The following is a 16,194-nucleotide window of genomic DNA, read 5'->3' as shown; positions in this document are numbered from 1 at the left end:
CTCAACGCGGGCCCGCGCATGAAGTTCCAGGCGGCGCGCGGCGCGCGCCAGGGGCGAAATTATTAAATGCATATTTAATTCATTATCAAATAATTTTGGTTTGACCGCGATCCCGCCTGGCGCAAACCTGTTTGATGCGCTTATTAAATAGCGCGGAATTAAATGAAGTTTAAATCAGGAGTCCGCCATGTCCGAACCCGAAATCCGCGACGACGAGTCTGCGGCGGCCGACCGCCGCACCTTCATGGCCGCGCTCGGCCGGTTTTCCGTGGTCACCCCGCCGGCCATCTCCCTGTTGCTGTCGACCTCGCTCGCGTCGCAGGCGATCGCGGCCTCGAGCGGCGAATGCAACAAGGGCGGAAGACCCGACGGCGACCGAGATTTCGACCGCTAAAGACGGCTACCCGCCAGGGCGGACGCCAGTTCGGCGCCCGAACCGTTGCGCGGCAGCGCCACGACGGGCGCCGGCTTCAGACGCGCGCCAAGCTCAGCGCAGGTCTCGACAAAGGGAACCTCCCTGCCCTCGCCTTCGCTCACCACCACGGCGGCGAGGGGGACGCCCCTCGCGCGCAAAACTTCGATCGCCGTGAGCGTGTGGCTGATCGTTCCCAGATAATCGCCGACCACCAGAATCGCGGGACAGCCGCAGGCGCTGATCCAGTCGAGCACGGTTTTCGAATCGTCCAGCGGGACCATCACCCCGCCCACCCCCTCGATCAGCCTGACATCGGCCGGCTCCGCCAGAAAGGCGCGGCTGTGGGCGAAGAGGGCGTCGCAGTCCACGAACAAACCTTCCGCCGCCGCCGCCATGTTCGGGGCGAGCGGAGCCGAAAAACGCCAGGGCGAGACGCGGGCGACCGCCTCGGGCGTCGGCGGCTCGCCCAGCGCCTGCAAAATGGCGCCTGTGTCGCTCTCCGGAATTTTATTGTTGTCGAAGCCGGAAATAAGCGGTTTGGTCGCCGCGACCTTGAGGCCGCGCGCGCGCGCCTGCCGGATCAGCGCGCAGGTGGTGAAGGTTTTGCCGATGCCGGTGCCGGTCGACGTCACGAAGAAAGTTTTCACGAGCCGCCTTTATGGAAAATCTGCTCGAACACGTCTGGCTTCCCTACACCCAGATGAAGACCGCCCGCCAGCCTTTGCAGGCGGTTTCCACCCTCGGCTCGGTGATCACGCTGAGCGACGGGCGCGAACTGATCGACGGCATCGCCTCCTGGTGGACGGCATGTCACGGCTACAACCACCCGCACATTGTCGCCGCCCTGCGGGCGCAGCTCGAAACAATGCCGCATGTGATGTTCGGCGGCCTCGTGCATGAACCGGCGCTGAAATTGGCGAAACGGCTGGCGGACAAGGCGCCGGGCGATCTCTCAAAAGTGTTTTTCGTCGACAGCGGCTCGGTCGCGATCGAAGTCGCGATGAAAATGGCGGTGCAATATTGGCTCAACCGCGGTGTTTCCCGCAGCCGCATGGTGTCGTTCCGCTATGGCTATCACGGCGACACCATGGCCTGCATGGCGGTCTGCGATCCCGACGAGAGCATGCACGCCCTGTTCAAGGATTATCTGCCCAAACAGATTTTGGCGGAGCTGCCCGTCGACGAGGCGAGCACGGCGGAATTTGACGCGCTGCTGGCGCGGGAGAAGCACAATGTCGCCGCGGTCCTGATCGAGCCCCTGGTGCAAGGCGCCGGCGGCATGAAAATGCACGACGCCACCACGCTTCGAAAAGTCGCCGAGATTTGCCGCAAGCATGAAGTCCTGCTGATCGCCGACGAAATTTTCGTCGGCTTCGGCCGCACCGGCACATTCTTCGCCTGCGAACAGGCTGGCGTCGTCCCCGACATTCTGTGCGTCGGAAAAGGTTTGACCGGCGGCGCACTCACTCTGGCCGCAGCCATCGCGCGGCCCCACGTCTACGACGCCTTTCTCTCCGACGATCCCACGCACGCGCTGATGCACGGCCCGACCTATATGGCCAATCCCCTCGCCTGCGCCGCCGCCAACGCCTCGCTCGACCTGTTCGAGACCGAGCCGCGCCTAAAACAAGTCGCCGCCATCGAGCTTTTGCTGCGCGAGGGGCTGGAGCCGTGCCGGACCCTGCCGGGCGTGCTGGATGTGCGGGTGAAAGGCGCGATCGGCGCGGTTCAGCTCGAAACGGTCGACGCGCCGGCGCTGCGCGAAAAATTCGCCGAAAGGGGATTTTGGGTCCGCCCCTTCGGCGACATCGTTTATCTCACGCCGGCGTTCACCATTGAGGAGCGCCAGCTCAACGCGTTGACGGCCGCGATCCGCGAGGTTTTGAAGCGCTGAATCTGTGGGCCCGGGACGAGCCCGGGCTGACGACTCGCGCGGGCGACGCACCGCGCTCAGGCGCCCGTCCCGACCTCTTCGGTGTTGTCGAGATCGAAATGGGCCGAGCGCTCCTCGATCTCCTCTGCCCGCAGTCCGAGCTTTTCGATCAGGTCGCGATCCGCCGCCGCGTCGTTGTTGTCTGTGGTGAGCAGCTTTTCGCCGTAAAAGATCGAATTGGCGCCGGCCATGAAGCACATGGCCTGGCCTTCCGCGCTCATTTCCGAGCGGCCCGCCGAGAGGCGCACGCGCGACTTCGGCATGGTGATGCGGGCGACGGCGATCATGCGCACCATATCAAAAGCGTCGACCGGCGGGCGGCCCTCCAGCGGCGTGCCGCGAACGGCGACAAGCGCATTGATCGGCACGCTGTCCGGATGCGGGTTCATTTTCGACAACTCGCGGATCAGCGAGGCGCGGTCCATTTCCTTCTCGCCCATGCCGATAATTCCGCCGCAGCAAATCCCAATCCCTTCCGCGCGCACCAGGTTCAGCGTCTCCAGCCGGTCCTCGTAGGTGCGGGTGGTGATGATCTCGCCGTAGAATTCGGGCGAGGTGTCGAGATTGTGGTTGTAGCTGGTCAGGCCGGCTTCGGCGAGGCGCTTGGCTTGATGGGGCTTGAGCATACCCAGCGTCACGCAGGCCTCCATGTTCATGGCGCGCACGCCGCGCACCATGTCGAGCACGGCGTCGAATTCGGCGCCGTCGCGCACCGAGCGCCAGGCCGCGCCCATGCAGAAGCGGGTGGCGCCGGCCTCCTTGGCCATTTTGGCGCGGCTCAGCACGTAATCGACGTCGAGCTGCGTCTCCTTGGCGAGGCCGGTGGCCTTGGAAAAATGCGCGCTCTGCGGGCAATAATGGCAGTCTTCGGCGCAGCCGCCTGTTTTGATCGACAGCAGGCTCGCCAGTTGCACGGTCTGATCGTGATATTGACGATGGACCATTTGCGCGCGATGCACCAGATCGAGCAGGGGCATGGCGAACAGGGCCTGGATCTCCTCGAGAGTCCAGTCGTGGCGGACGGGGGCTTTGGCGTCAAAAATCGGCTGCGCGTTCATGATGGTCTCGTCTCGGCCCGGCCGTTTCAAGGACGGCTGGCGTTTTGCGATGCGCTCTCTTATCAGACTGCGGGATAATGGCAAAAGTTGATCCCTATGAGACTTATTGCGCACAAAGGGCTGCGCAAGACCGGCTGCGGAGGCTGAACAGCGCGACGCTGGCCCCCGACGGCCGCATTGTGCGCGGCGGCAAAACGCTCATCAACTTTGCCGGCAACGATTATCTGGGCTTGAGCCTGCACCCCGCGCTCGTCGCCGCCTCCCGCGATTTCGCCGAAAAATTCGGCGCGGGCGTCGCGGCGTCGCGGCTGGTGACCGGCGACCACCCGGCCTTTTCCGAGCTGGAGGCGAAAATCGCCGCCGCCAAGCGGCAGGAGAGCGCGCTGGTGCTGGCCTCGGGCTACCAGACCAACCTTACCGTGGTGGCGGCGCTGGCCGACGCCGAGGTGATCGGGCGGCCCGTCACCGTCCTCGCCGACCGGCTGGCGCATCATTCGCTGCTGCAAGGCGCGCAGCTCTCGGGCGCGCGGTTGATGCGCTTTCAGCACAACGACTGCGACCATCTGGAAAAGCTTTTGCAGGCCCGGACCGCCAAGGGCGAGTTTTGCGTGGTGATCACCGAAAGCGTGTTCGGCATGGACGGCGATCTCGCCGATCTCGCGCGCATCGGCGCGCTGGCCAAAAATTTCGACGCCCTGCTCTATGTGGACGAGGCCCACGCCACCGGCGTGTTCGGCTCGCGCGGGTTTGGCCTTTGCGAGGATTTTTCCGAAACGGTTGACGTCGCCATGGGCACGTTCGGCAAGGCTCTGGGCGGGTTCGGCTCCTATCTCGGCCTTTCCAAAATTTTGCGCGAATTTCTGGTCAACCGCTGCGGCGGGCTGGTCTACAGCACGGGACTGCCGCCCGCCGTGATGGGCGCCATGGGCGCGGCGCTCGACCTCGTTCCCACGCTTTCCGCCGAGCGCGCCGCGCTGCTGGCGGCTGCCGACGGGTTGCGCGCAAAACTGCGCGGCGCCGGGTTTGAGTGCGGCGCCAGCGCCTCCCAGATCGTGCCGGTGATCATCGGCGGCGAGGCGGAAACGCTGGCGCTGGCGAAAAAGCTGGAGGCGCGCGGGATTCTGGTCGCCGCCATCCGTCCGCCCACGGTGCCGCCGGGAACCAGCCGGCTGCGCCTCTCGCTCTCCGCCGCGCATAGCGCGGAAGATGTGGCGGCGCTGGCGGACGCCCTTTTGGACCTGGCGCGGTGAGGCTCTATTTCGTCCATGGCTGGGCCTTTGCGCCGGAGTGTTTTGACGCGCTCGCGCCAAAACTCGCCGACTGGCCGCAGGTCCGCGCGGATTTGGGGTTTTTCGGCCCGAAACACATTCCCGATTTCGCGCCCGGCGATGTGCTGGTCGGCCATTCCATGGGTTTGGGTTGGGGTTTTTCGCAACGGGCTGACTGGGCGGGCGTGGTCGCGATCAACGCGTTTTCGCGTTTTGTGAAGGACGAGCACGGACGCGGCTGCGTGCGCGCCTCAGAATTGCGCGCGCTCCGCAAAAATTTGGCGCGCGATCCCAAAGCCTGTGTCGACGCGTTCCGCGCGCAACACGGCGGTGGGACCTGTTCGACGCCAAACCCCGAATCTCTCGCCGAAGGGCTAGCGTTCCTGGAAACCTGTGACGCACACATCCCCCGTCATTGCGAGGAGCCGACGGCGACGAAACAATCCACCCTGCGTGCAAGCCGCAGCGTAGATTGCTTCGCAGAGCCTGTCATCGGGCCGGCCGAAGGCCGGACCCGTTGGCTCGCAATGACGGCGGCAGACTCTGCTGCGCGCCCGCCCACGCTCGTTCTCGCGGCCGAAGACGACCCGCTCGTTCCGCTGGACGCCGCGCGCGAATTGGCGCAAAGCGGCGGCGAACTTTTTGTCAGCGCGACGGGTGGGCACGGTCTGCCCTGGACCGCGCCGGCCTTCTGCGCCGAAAAACTGAGGGATTTTTTAAGCCGCCATGGCGGGTGACGACATTATCGCCGCGTTCGATGCGGCGGCGGAGAGCTATGACGCCTGGACGCAAGTCCAAAGCGAGGTGGCGCGCGCTCTGGTCGCGCGCGCCGACGGCGCCCCTGCAAAAATCCTCGACATCGGCGCGGGCACCGGCCACGTCACCGGTTTTGCGCACGGGAAATGGCCGGACGCGCAAGTCTGCGCGCTCGACGCCGCGCCCAACATGCTGGCGCGGCTGAAAGCCAAGTTTCCATCCGTCGAGACGATCCGCGCCGACGCCGCGTTTTTTTCAACCGCCGCGCGCTACGACCTGATCCTGTCGAGCATGGCGCTGCATTGGCTGAACGATCCGAACCAGGTTTTGCAGAGCTGGCGCGGTTTGCTGGCGCCCGGCGGCGCGCTGCATGTGGCGACGCCGGTCGAGGGCTCGCTGCACGAGTGGCGGGAGTTTTTGCGCGCCTCCGGCTTGCAGGATTCGCTCTGGCCGTTTCCGCCGCAAGATTTCGGCGGCGATTGCGAAATCGTCGATTTTCCCGCGCGTTTCGACAGCGCGCGCGCCTTCGCCAAGAGCCTGAAAAAATCCGGCGCCCACCGCGCCGCCCCCGGCAGCCGCCCCCTGCCCGCTCACGCCTTGCGAAAAGCGCTCGGCCGTCCCGGTCCGTTCACGGCGACCTTCCGCGTCGCTTTCCTGCGACTGGACTTTATTCCGTAAGCCGCAGCACGCGCAGCTCGGCGCCCCGCGCAACGGCCGGGGCGTTCGCCTCGCGCAGGATGAGCGCATGCGAGCGCGCCAGCACCGAATTCAGCGAGGAATCCTGATCCTTTTGCGGCGTGGCGACCAGACGGCCGTCCTCGCCCCAGGCGAGCGTCGCGCGCATATATTCGCGGCGCGGGCCATTGGCCTTGAGATCGGCGCCCGCCACGGCGGGGTCGAGCCTGTGCCCAGCGGGTTCGCCGCACAGCGCCCGGATCAGCGGTTTGAGAAAAAGCTCGCCGCAGACCACCGCCGAAACCGGATTGCCCGGCAGGCCCAGCACTTTTGTTGCGCCGATATGGCCGTGAATCAGCGGCTTGCCCGGCTTCATGTTGATCTTCCAGAATTCCAGCGCCATGCCTTCGCGCGACAGCGCGCCGCGCACGAAATCGCGGTCGCCGACCGAGGCGCCGCCGATGGTGACGAGCACGTCGATGTTCATCGCCAGCGCATTGCGGATGGCGGCCTCGATGGCTTCGGGCTGGTCGGGGGTCACGCCGAGATCGATCGCCTCGCCGCCGCAGGCCGCGATCAGGCCGAGCACAGCATAGGCGTTGGAGGCGACGATCTGATCCGGCCCGCGTTGTTCACCGGGCGGAACCAGTTCGTCGCCGGTGGACAGCACCGCGATTTTCGGGCGGCGCGCGACCGGAAGGATCGGGTGGTCGGCGGAAGCGGCGAAGGCGACATCGGCGGGGGTGAGCCGCCGTCCCGCCGGCAAAATGGTCTCGCCCTCGTGGAAATCGACGCCGGCGACACGGACATTTTTTCCCAGCGACACGGCGGTGCGCGCGGAGACAAGATCGCCGTCGCGGGTCGCATCTTCCTGGACCAGCACGCTGTCAGCCCCCTGAGGCAACGGCGCGCCGGTAAAAATCCGCACCGCCTCGCCGGGGCCGCAAACGCCAGCAAAACCCGCGCCGGCCGAGGATTCGCCGATCACTGTCAGAGCTCTGCCGACATCCGCGGCGCGCAGGGCGTAGCCGTCCATGGCGGACAGGTTTTTCGGCGGCTGGGTGCGCAGCGCCACCAGATCGCGCGCCAGCGTCCGGCCGAAGGTTTGGGCGAGCGGAACCTCCTCCACGCCCAGCGGCTTTGCCGTGGCCAAAATGGCGGCGAGCGCGTCTTCAACGGAGAGCAGAGGTTTTTTTTCGGACATGAATAGACCCACGGACGTCATGCCCGGCCTTGCGCCAGGCATCCACGCCGGGCCGAGAGACCGAAGCGACTGATATTTCGCGCTGTTTTTCCGCGTGGATGGCCGGGACACGCCCGTCCATGACGGCCCCCGCAAAAGTCCGGTTCAACTTTGGCGGCGGTAATCCCCAGACTTTCCACCGCTTTTCAACAGCAATTGCACAGCTTCGATGCGCATGGCGCGGTCGGCGGCCTTGAGCATGTCGTAGATGGTCAGGCAGGCGACCGAGACCGCCGTCAGCGCCTCCATCTCCACCCCGGTTTCCCCCAGCACTTTCGCCCGCGCCGTCACGCGCAGGCCCGGCAAAGACGCGTCCGCCGCCACATCCACCTCGACCTTGGACAACAGCAGCGGATGGCAGAGCGGGATCAGTTGATGGGTCTTTTTGGCGGCGAAAATCCCGGCGATGCGGGCGGTGGCGAACACATCGCCCTTCTTCGCCTGACCGGACAGGCACAGGTCCAGCGTTTCCGGCGCCATGACCACGCAGCCCTCTGCCACCGCCTCTCGGGCGGTGCGCGCCTTGTCGGAGACATCGACCATGCGCGCCTCGCCCGCCTCGTTGAGGTGGGTGAGTTTCGGGGCGCTCATGCCGATTGCTTGACCGCGCCGTTGAGCAGGTCGCGGGTGGCGGCGCCGACATCGGCCTGACGCATCAGGGTCTCGCCGACCAAAAACACGTTCACGCCCGCCTTGCGCAGCCGCAAAATATCCTCATGGGCATGGATGCCGCTTTCCGCCACCGCCAGCTTTTCCTTGGGGATGCGCGGGCAAAGCTGTTCGCTCCGTTCGAGCGAGACGGAGAAATCGCGCAGATTGCGGTTGTTGATGCCCACCAGTGGGGTTTCGAGCGCCAGCGCCCGGTCGAGTTCGGCCTCGTCATGGGCTTCGGCCAGCACGTCCATGTTCAGGTCATGGGCGGCGGCGTTCAGGGCCTTGGCCTCGCGGTCGTTGACGCAGGCCATGATGATCAGGATGCAATCGGCGCCGGCGGCGCGCGCCTGATAGACCTGATAGGGATCGAACAAAAAATCCTTGCGGATCACTGGAAGGCGCACGGCGGCGCGGGCGGCGGTCAAGTCTTCGAGCTTGCCCTGAAAGGACGGCCCGTCGGTGAGCACCGAGATGCAAGCGGCGCCATTGTCCTCATAGGCGCGCGCCAGTGTCGGCGGATCGAAATCGGCGCGTATCAAACCCTTGGAGGGGCTGGCCTTCTTCACTTCGGCGATCAGGGCGGGCAGTCCGGCCGAAACCTTGTCGCGCAGCGCGCGCACAAAACCGCGCGGCGGATCGGCTTCGCGCAATTTCCGCTCCAGCGTGGCCAGGGGCACACGGACTTTGGCCTCGGAAATCTCGGTGCGCTTATAGGCTTCGATCTTGCGCAAAATATCGGACATGGAGCGCGTGTTTCCTCGATGGCTTGTCAACGAACGGTGTGTTCTGTCGCCTCTTTGCTGGTTCTTATCAGATTCTCAAGCGTATCATGTGCTTTTCCGCTGTCCAGCGCGCCTTCCGCGCAGCGGGCGCCGTCCTTCAACCCCTCGGCCTTGCCCGCCACCACAAGGGCGGCGGCGGCGTTGAGCACGGCGATGTCGCGATACGCGTTCTTCTCGCCCTTGAGAACGGCGCGCAGGGCCGCGGCGTTGTAGGCGGGATCGCCGCCGCGCAGATCGGCCATTTGCGCGCGCGCAAGGCCGGCCTCTTCCGGGGTGACGATGAACCGGCGCATCCGGCCGCCCTCGAGCTCGAGAATCTCCGTCGGCCCCGTGGTGGTGATCTCGTCGAGCCCGTCCGACCCATGGGCGACCCAGAGTTTTTCGGCGCCGAGCGTATCCATGGTCTTGGCGATATAGTCCATCCATTTGGCGTCGGCGACGCCGATCAGCGCGCGGGTGACGCCGGCCGGATTGGAGAGCGGCCCCAGCAGGTTGAACAGCGTGCGCACCCCCAGCTCCTTGCGAACAGGCGCCACCAGAGCCATAGCGGGATGATGCGCCTGCGCCGTCATGAAGCCGATATTGCACTCATGCAGGCATTGTTCGACCACATCCGGCGGGATGCCGATGCGCACGCCCAGGCCGGTCAAGACGTCGGAGGCGCCGGAAAAGGACGAAGCCGCGCGATTGCCGTGCTTGGCCACCGGTACGCCGCAGGCGGCGACGATGATCGCCGCCAGCGTCGAAATATTATAGGTCTGGGCGCCGTCGCCGCCGGTGCCGACCACGTCGATGGCGCCGGGAGGGGCCGTGACCCGCAACATGCGGGCGCGCATGGCCGAGACCGCGCCGGTCAGTTCGTCGAGGGATTCGCCGCGCAGCCGCAGGCCCATCAGGAAGGCGCCAATCTGCGCCGGCGTCGCCTCGCCGGAAAGGATCAGGCCGAAGGCTTTTTCCGCCTCGGCGCGGCCGAGCGAGGATTTTTCCGAAATCCGCGCGAGAAAAGGCTTGAACGCCTCCATCATTTCCTCCGCTTGGCGGCGTTCCATTTGCGCGCGAGGTCGAGGAAATTCTTCAACAGCGCATGGCCGTGCTCGCTGGCGATGCTTTCGGGATGGAACTGCACGCCATGGACGGGATGGGTGATGTGCGACAGGCCCATGATCAGGCCATCCGGGGTTTGCGCGGTGACCGCGAGTTCGGTCGGCAGGCTCTCGCGCCGCACCACCAGCGAATGGTAGCGCGTCGCCTTGTAGGGCGAGGGCAGGCCATGAAAAACGGTTTCGCCGGTGTGGTGGATCTCGGCGATCTTGCCGTGGATGGGGCTGGGCGCGCGCACCACTTCGCCGCCGAACACTTCGCCGATGGCCTGGTGGCCGAGGCAGACGCCGAACAGCGGAATTTTTTCCTTGGCGGCGCGGATCAGGTCGCAGCAGATGCCGGCTTCGCGGGGGGTGCAGGGCCCGGGCGACAGCACCAGGCAATCCGGGTCCTCGCCCATCACCTGCTCGACCGTGGTCTGGTCGTTGCGCACCACCTTCACATCGGCGCCGAGCGCGCCAAAGTAATGCACGAGATTGAAGGTGAAGGAATCGTAATTGTCGATCAGCGTGACGGAAACGGAAGTCATGACAGCCTCGTTAGGACGGCTGTTTTGGGCGCGCGCGAAAGGGAAGTCAATGCGACGGAGGGTTGCGCCGCTAGGGATCGCGCATGACCGAAGGCAGGCGCCGGCCTGACTTTTCAAAGGCGCGGGCGCGCCCTATATTTGGATGAGCAAGATTTGGAGCAGAACATGGCCGGACGCCCCGTAATGGAACTCACCGACGCCGCCGCGGCGCGCGTGAAAGCGCTGGTGGACAAGGCCGGCGGAATCGCCTTGCGCGTCGGCGTGAAGAACGGCGGCTGCGCCGGCATGTCCTACACGGTGGAAATGGCGCAGGAGCAAAATCCCGGCGAATTGCTGGTGGAAGACAAGGGCGCGAAAGTCCTGATCGACCCCAAGGCTGTGCTGTTCCTGATCGGCGCGCAAATGGATTTCGAAACGACGAAAATGTCGTCCACCTTCACCTTCAAGAATCCCAACGAGACCTCGTCCTGCGGCTGCGGGGAATCCGTGGCGATCACGCCGGTGTCGGAAGAGGCGCTCGGGCAGTTCGCTGGCTGAACCCGCGTTTCAGCGGTAGCGGCAGCCGTGATGGCGGGCGCAGCGGCGATGGTGGGGGTATAAAAAACTCGGCCCCACACAGGAGCGGTACCAATGATAGCCGGTCTCGCCCATGCGGTAGCAGCCGGCGAGAGCGGGGGTGGTCGCGAGGCTGACGCCGAACAGCGTCGCCACGACCACAACACATTTCACGCTTTTCACGCGAGACTCCCTGGAAAAGGCTTTCAGGAATAACCGCGCGGCCCGCGGAAAGTTGCGGGCCGGTCGCCGATGCTCACCAGAGCTTAACGATTCAACGCAATAGATTTGCCGTATTGACGTAACGTCATTTCAAATCGACGCCGGTATTTTGCCATCACGATATTCAACGAATATGGATTCCCGCCATGCCGCTGCATATCCCGACGGGACTGCTGATTTTTGCATCCGCCTCGCTGATTCTCGGCTTCATGATCGCCGCCGCGCATAAGGCCGATGACGCGCGGCCGCCGAGCCAGCGCGCCTCGCGCTCGCTGCTGCGCACCTGCGCCGACGCGCTGTTCTTCTGGATCAGCGACGATTTCCGCTATCCCGTTGCCTATCCCTGGCTGATCCTGGCGCTGATCGTCGCCGTCGCCTATCTCGCCCCCTATTCCTGGCCGGCGCAGGTCTATCATTGCGATGGCGACGCTTGGCGCTGCCTGGGAATTTACGATTCTTGGCGCGCGTGAGCGGTCAGGGCGCCGGCGGCTTGCCCTTCAGCATGTCGAGAAAGGCGCGGGCGGGCGGCGACAGTTTTTTGGCGCGGAGATGCGCCACATACCATTGCCGCGCGATCGGAAAGCCCTCGACGTCGAGTTCGCTCAATGCGCCCGAGGCGGCGTCGAGCGCCAGCACGTGACGCGACAGCGCGGTGAGGCCGAGGCCCGCCGCCACCACCTGCTTGATGGTCTCGTCCGAGCCCAGGCTCATGCGCACCGGCGGGCTGACGCGATGGCGCTCGAAAAACCGCTCGATCGCCTGCCGCGTGCCCGAACCGGCCTCGCGCAGGATGAACGGCTCTTGCGCCAGGCGCTGCGGCGCAATTCTCGTCTCCCCGCACAGCGGATGATCCGCCGGGGCGATGACGACGAGCGGGTTTTCGGCGACCGGAAAGGCGACGACATCCAGCTCTTCCGGGACCTGCCCCATAATATAGAGGTCGTCGAGATTTTCCCGCATGCGATGCAGGATCTGGTCGCGGTTGACCACTTCTAGAACGAATTCAATGTTCTTGTGGGCTCGGCAGAAATCGCCGATCAGCCGCGTGGCGAAATAGCGCGCCGTGGTGATCATGGCGACGCGCAGCGTCCCGCGCTCCAGCCCCTGCATGTCCGCGATTTCCATGCCGAGCAGGTCGAGCCGCTCGACCATTTCGCGCGCCGCGACCGCGACCGCCCGGCCCGCCTCGGTCAAGAAAAGTTTTTTGCCGACCTGCTCGTGCAGGGCAACCCCGAAGCTGTCGGCGAGTTGCTTGATCTGAATGGAAAAGGCGGACGGCGTCATGTGCAGCTCCTCCGCCGCCCGCGTCATGTTCATGGTCCGCGCGAGCGCGGCGAACAGGCGCAACTGGTGGAGCGTGATCCGTCGCAACATTGTTTTACTCTAGTATGAGATCACGTTCAAAACAATGAACTTAAACAAAATCCTCTGCCAATCTATGGTTTGACCCAGATCAAGAGAGGGGAGCACAAGGATGGAAAACAACAAGGAAATCAAGGGCAAGGAACGCTATAAGTCCGGCGTGCTGAAATATGCGCAAATGGGCTATTGGAACGGCGAATACGAGCCCAAGCCCACCGACATCATCGCCTTGTTCCGCATCACCCCGCAGGAGGGCGTGGACCCGATCGAAGCGGCGGCGGCGGTCGCCGGCGAATCCTCCACCGCCACCTGGACGGTGGTGTGGACCGACCGCCTCACCGCCTGCGATTCCTACCGCGCCAAGGCCTATCGCGTGGACCCCGTCCCCGGAAATCCGGGCCAATATTTCGTCTATGTCGCCTATGACTACATCCTGTTCGAGGAAGGCTCGATCGCCAACCTCACGGCGTCGATCATCGGCAATGTCTTCGGGTTCAAGCCGCTCAAGGCCGCGCGTCTGGAAGATATGTATTTCCCGCCGGCCTATGTGAAAACATTCAAAGGCCCGCCGACCGGCATTGTCGTCGAGCGCGAGCGCCTCGACAAATTCGGCCGCCCGCTGCTCGGCGCGACGACGAAGCCCAAGCTCGGCCTCTCCGGCAAGAATTATGGCCGCGTCGTCTATGAGGGCCTCAAGGGCGGCCTCGACTTCATGAAGGACGACGAGAACATCAACTCGCAGCCTTTCATGCACTGGCGCGACCGCTTCCTCTATTGCATGGAGGCCGTGAACAAGGCGTCCGCCGTCACCGGCGAGGTCAAGGGCCATTATCTCAACGTCACCGCCGGCACGATGGAGGAAATGTATCGTCGCGCGCAGTTCGCCAAGGAGCTGGGCTCGGTGATCATCATGATCGATCTGGTGATCGGCTATACCGCCATCCAATCCATGGCGGAATGGGCGCGCCAAAACGACATGGTCCTGCACCTGCACCGCGCTGGCCACGGTACCTACACGCGGCAGAAGAACCACGGCATTTCCTTCCGCGTCATCGCCAAATGGATGCGTCTGGCGGGCGTCGACCACATCCACGCCGGCACCGCCGTCGGAAAGCTCGAAGGCGACCCGAAGACCGTGCAGGGTTTTTATAACGTCTGCCGCGAGGCGGTGACGCACAAGGATCTGGAGCGCGGCATCTTCTTCGACCAGGACTGGTGCGACATCAGAAAAGTCATGCCGGTGGCCTCGGGCGGCATCCACGCCGGGCAGATGCACCAGCTCTTGGACCTGTTCGGCGATGACGTCGTCCTACAGTTCGGCGGCGGCACCATCGGCCATCCCATGGGCATCCAGGCCGGCGCGACCGCCAATCGCGTGGCGCTGGAAGCCATGGTGCTCGCCCGCAACGAGGGCCGCGACATCGCCACCGAAGGCCCGGAGATCCTGCGGGCGGCGGCGAAATGGTGCAAGCCGCTGGAGGCCGCCTTGGACACCTGGGGCAACATCACCTTCAACTACGCCTCGACCGACACGTCGGATTTTGTGCCGACCCCGGCGGTGGCTGCGGAATAGTGACCCACGCACGTCATGCCCGGCCTTGTGCCGGGCATCCACGCCGACCCGCCAGACCCGGTTCTGAAACAGCTCGCGTTGCGGCGCCGCGTGGATGGCCGGGACAAGCCCGGCCATGACGACATCATGTTGACGCGATCACGACGAGCGTTCGTGACTTGTAGGAGGATTTTCCCATGCGCATCACCCAGGGCTGTTTTTCTTTCCTGCCCGACCTCACCGACGAGCAAATCCGCGCCCAGGTCGAATATTGCCTGCGCAACGACTGGGCCATCGGCATCGAATATTCCGACGATCCCCATCCCCGGAACACCTATTGGGAAATGTGGGGCAATCCCATGTTCGACCTGAAGGACGCCGCTGGCGTGATGATGGAGCTGGACGCCTGCCGCAAGGCCAATCCGGACGTCTACATCAAGCTGATCGCCTTCGATTCCACCCGCGGTTTCGAGACGGTGCGCACCGCCTTCCTCGTGCAGCGGCCCAAGGTGGAGCCACGCTTCGCCATGACCCGCACCGACGTGCGCGGCCGCTCGATGAACTACACCCTGTCGACCGTTCAGCCCTAACTCCCCGAGGGGGTCGGCGTCCTCCCCCGCCGGCCCCATTTTTTGGAACGCCCCATGCCCGAAGCCGTTGTCCTGCCCGTGGAAACGCCCGACAAAATCGATCTCGCCGCGGATTTTCATTCCTCCGGCGTCGCCGACATTTTACGCGAGCTGGACGAGGAATTGATTGGCCTCGCGCCGGTCAAACAGCGCATCCGCGAGACGGCCGCCCTGCTGCTGGTCGATCGCGCGCGCAAAAAACTCGGCCTCGCCCATGAGACGCCGACCCTGCACATGAGTTTTACCGGCAATCCCGGCGTCGGAAAAACCACGGTGGCGCTCAAAATGGCCGGCCTGCTGCACCGGCTCGGCTATGTCCGCAAAGGCCATCTGGTCTCGGTGACCCGCGACGATCTCGTCGGCCAGTACATCGGCCATACCGCGCCCAAAACCCGCGAAGTCCTGAAAAAGGCCATGGGCGGCGTGCTGTTCATCGACGAGGCCTATTATCTCTATAAGCCCGACAATGAGCGCGACTATGGCCAGGAGGCCATCGAAATCCTGTTGCAGGTGATGGAGAACCATCGCGACGATCTCGTCGTCATCCTCGCCGGCTATGCCGACCGCATGGACAATTTCTTTCGGTCGAACCCCGGATTCCGCTCGCGCATCGCCCACCACATCGAATTCCCCGACTACAGCGACGAGGAATTGTTGCGCATTGCGCAAACCATGCTGGCGGGCGGCGAATATCGCTTCGACCCCGCCGCGCTGGAGGCGATGCGCGCCTATATTTCCGCGCGCAGGGCGCAGCCGCATTTCGCCAACGCCCGTTCGATCCGCAATGCGCTCGACCGCGCCCGTCTGCGGCAGGCCAACCGCCTGTTCGAAGCGGGCGCGCCGGTGGACGCCGCGGCTTTGTCGACGCTGACCGCCGCCGACATCAACGCCTCCAGGGTTTTCGCCGGCGGCCTCGCCCACGAGCGCAGCGCAGCGCAATAAACGAAACGCCATCAACGAAAAAAGCCGCCTTTCGGCGGCTTTAACTTTTGGCGACTTGCGTCACTCCGCGGGTTCGACCGGGATCTTCTTCTCCACCGGCGCTTCCTTGCGCTCCGGCAAAGCGGTGTCGCTCACCATGCTGCCGAGCACGCCGACGCCGAGACGATGCAGCAGAACGGTGCGGCCATTGGAGAAGCGCACGCCGTCATGATGCAGGCCCTCTTCGATGCGGGCGAACACGATGGTTTCGATCGGGCCGACGCCGAGCTCATGCTGCAGTTCGGGCGGCAGGTTTTCCAGGGTCATCTTGGTCCCATAGGTGACGCAGACGGCGGTGGTGCAGTCGCCGGGCGCGGCAAAACCCATGGAGCCGCTGGGGAAGCGGGTGGTCACATAGACTTCGTTTTCCTGCGCCTGGCGGGTCGCATAGAATTCAAGCGAATAGTCGCACATTGTGAAGCTCCAAGCTTGGTTGCCCCGTCCGCCAAAAGCTCGCCCCGGAATGGGGGCGGCGCGCA

General features: G+C 64.6%; 20 protein-coding genes. 10 read left to right on the top strand and 10 right to left on the bottom strand.

The window, feature by feature from the left end; genetic code table 11:
• Positions 1-187 precede the first annotated feature (187 nt).
• The gene (locus M2320_RS04475) at positions 188-394 is read left to right on the top strand and encodes a hypothetical protein (protein ID WP_264596252.1); all 207 of its coding nucleotides are present in this window, start codon (positions 188-190) and stop codon (positions 392-394) included.
• Here M2320_RS04475 and bioD read toward each other — a convergent pair.
• Positions 391-1,062 carry a dethiobiotin synthase gene (gene bioD / locus M2320_RS04470; protein WP_264596235.1) on the bottom strand — a complete coding sequence of 224 codons (672 nt, stop codon included), beginning with the start codon at positions 1,060-1,062 and terminating at the stop codon, positions 391-393. The genes M2320_RS04475 and bioD overlap by 4 nt on opposite strands.
• An 11-nt stretch (positions 1,063-1,073) precedes the next feature.
• Here bioD and M2320_RS04465 point away from each other — a divergent pair, with 11 nt between their 5' ends.
• Positions 1,074-2,309, top strand: a complete 1,236-nt coding sequence (locus M2320_RS04465) for an adenosylmethionine--8-amino-7-oxononanoate transaminase (protein WP_264596234.1) — start codon at positions 1,074-1,076, stop codon at positions 2,307-2,309.
• Between the two features lie 56 nt (positions 2,310-2,365).
• Here the strand turns inward: M2320_RS04465 and bioB are convergent, their stop codons facing one another.
• Positions 2,366-3,406 (bottom strand): biotin synthase BioB, encoded by a 1,041-nt coding sequence (gene bioB, locus M2320_RS04460; RefSeq protein ID WP_184430222.1) that lies wholly within the window; start codon positions 3,404-3,406, stop codon positions 2,366-2,368.
• A 77-nt stretch (positions 3,407-3,483) separates the two neighbouring features.
• Between bioB and M2320_RS04455 the strand changes: the two genes are divergently transcribed.
• From M2320_RS04455 to M2320_RS04445, 3 genes are read left to right on the top strand one after another with little or no spacing between them, the layout of a single operon-like run.
• Positions 3,484-4,656 carry an aminotransferase class I/II-fold pyridoxal phosphate-dependent enzyme gene (locus tag M2320_RS04455; protein WP_264596233.1) on the top strand — a complete coding sequence of 391 codons (1,173 nt, stop codon included), beginning with the start codon at positions 3,484-3,486 and terminating at the stop codon, positions 4,654-4,656.
• The gene (locus M2320_RS04450; RefSeq protein ID WP_264596232.1) at positions 4,653-5,411 is read left to right on the top strand and encodes an alpha/beta fold hydrolase; all 759 of its coding nucleotides are present in this window, start codon (positions 4,653-4,655) and stop codon (positions 5,409-5,411) included. The genes M2320_RS04455 and M2320_RS04450 overlap by 4 nt, the downstream gene beginning before the upstream one ends.
• Positions 5,401-6,108 carry a methyltransferase domain-containing protein gene (locus M2320_RS04445; protein ID WP_264596231.1) on the top strand — a complete coding sequence of 236 codons (708 nt, stop codon included), beginning with the start codon at positions 5,401-5,403 and terminating at the stop codon, positions 6,106-6,108. The genes M2320_RS04450 and M2320_RS04445 overlap by 11 nt, the downstream gene beginning before the upstream one ends.
• Here M2320_RS04445 and M2320_RS04440 read toward each other — a convergent pair.
• The 5 genes from M2320_RS04440 to M2320_RS04420 form a co-directional block, all read right to left on the bottom strand.
• The gene (locus tag M2320_RS04440; protein WP_264596230.1) at positions 6,098-7,309 is read right to left on the bottom strand and encodes a molybdopterin molybdotransferase MoeA; all 1,212 of its coding nucleotides are present in this window, start codon (positions 7,307-7,309) and stop codon (positions 6,098-6,100) included. The genes M2320_RS04445 and M2320_RS04440 overlap by 11 nt on opposite strands.
• 144 nt (positions 7,310-7,453) lie before the next feature.
• Positions 7,454-7,939, bottom strand: coding sequence for a cyclic pyranopterin monophosphate synthase MoaC (gene moaC, locus M2320_RS04435; RefSeq protein WP_264596229.1), 486 nt, complete (start codon positions 7,937-7,939; stop codon positions 7,454-7,456).
• Positions 7,936-8,745 carry an indole-3-glycerol phosphate synthase TrpC gene (trpC, locus tag M2320_RS04430; protein WP_184430228.1) on the bottom strand — a complete coding sequence of 270 codons (810 nt, stop codon included), beginning with the start codon at positions 8,743-8,745 and terminating at the stop codon, positions 7,936-7,938. Before trpC ends, moaC begins: the two co-directional genes overlap by 4 nt.
• A gap of 26 nt (positions 8,746-8,771) precedes the next feature.
• On the bottom strand, positions 8,772-9,806 hold the full coding sequence (gene trpD, locus M2320_RS04425) for an anthranilate phosphoribosyltransferase (protein WP_264596251.1): 1,035 nt from the start codon (positions 9,804-9,806) through the stop codon (positions 8,772-8,774).
• On the bottom strand, positions 9,806-10,414 hold the full coding sequence (locus M2320_RS04420; protein WP_184430229.1) for an anthranilate synthase component II: 609 nt from the start codon (positions 10,412-10,414) through the stop codon (positions 9,806-9,808). Before M2320_RS04420 ends, trpD begins: the two co-directional genes overlap by 1 nt.
• A gap of 165 nt (positions 10,415-10,579) precedes the next feature.
• On the opposite strand from M2320_RS04420, the gene M2320_RS04415 reads away from it, so the two are divergent.
• Entirely contained in the window at positions 10,580-10,951 is a 372-nt protein-coding gene (locus M2320_RS04415) for a HesB/IscA family protein (protein WP_264596228.1), read from the top strand.
• 9 nt (positions 10,952-10,960) lie between these two features.
• On the opposite strand, the gene M2320_RS04410 is transcribed toward M2320_RS04415, so the two are convergent.
• Positions 10,961-11,152: a hypothetical protein gene (locus M2320_RS04410; RefSeq protein WP_264596227.1), complete on the bottom strand. Its 192-nt coding sequence runs from the start codon at positions 11,150-11,152 to the stop codon at positions 10,961-10,963.
• A gap of 185 nt (positions 11,153-11,337) precedes the next feature.
• Here M2320_RS04410 and M2320_RS04405 point away from each other — a divergent pair, with 185 nt between their 5' ends.
• On the top strand, positions 11,338-11,661 hold the full coding sequence (locus tag M2320_RS04405) for a hypothetical protein (protein ID WP_264596226.1): 324 nt from the start codon (positions 11,338-11,340) through the stop codon (positions 11,659-11,661).
• Between the two features lie 4 nt (positions 11,662-11,665).
• Here M2320_RS04405 and M2320_RS04400 read toward each other — a convergent pair whose 3' ends face one another.
• Complete coding sequence (locus M2320_RS04400) at positions 11,666-12,565, bottom strand: LysR family transcriptional regulator (protein WP_264596225.1); 900 nt, start codon at positions 12,563-12,565, stop codon at positions 11,666-11,668.
• A 100-nt stretch (positions 12,566-12,665) separates the two neighbouring features.
• Between M2320_RS04400 and M2320_RS04395 the strand changes: the two genes are divergently transcribed.
• From M2320_RS04395 to cbbX, 3 genes are all read left to right on the top strand, one after another.
• Positions 12,666-14,126: a form I ribulose bisphosphate carboxylase large subunit gene (locus M2320_RS04395; RefSeq protein ID WP_184430234.1), complete on the top strand. Its 1,461-nt coding sequence runs from the start codon at positions 12,666-12,668 to the stop codon at positions 14,124-14,126.
• 176 nt (positions 14,127-14,302) lie between these two features.
• Positions 14,303-14,695, top strand: a complete 393-nt coding sequence (locus tag M2320_RS04390; protein ID WP_184430235.1) for a ribulose bisphosphate carboxylase small subunit — start codon at positions 14,303-14,305, stop codon at positions 14,693-14,695.
• A 54-nt stretch (positions 14,696-14,749) separates the two neighbouring features.
• A complete protein-coding gene (gene cbbX / locus M2320_RS04385; protein ID WP_264596224.1) occupies positions 14,750-15,676 on the top strand; it encodes a CbbX protein in 927 nt (308 codons plus the stop codon).
• A 60-nt stretch (positions 15,677-15,736) separates the two neighbouring features.
• Here the strand turns inward: cbbX and M2320_RS04380 are convergent, their stop codons facing one another.
• Complete coding sequence (locus M2320_RS04380) at positions 15,737-16,129, bottom strand: hypothetical protein (RefSeq protein WP_184430237.1); 393 nt, start codon at positions 16,127-16,129, stop codon at positions 15,737-15,739.
• Positions 16,130-16,194 lie beyond the last annotated feature (65 nt).

It is taken from the genome of Rhodoblastus acidophilus (genome assembly GCF_025961575.1).
Taxonomy (GTDB): domain Bacteria; phylum Pseudomonadota; class Alphaproteobacteria; order Rhizobiales; family Beijerinckiaceae; genus Rhodoblastus; species Rhodoblastus acidophilus_C.
The sequence above is the reverse complement of the archived record's forward strand: the minus strand, read 5'-3'. Positions and strand labels throughout refer to the sequence as shown.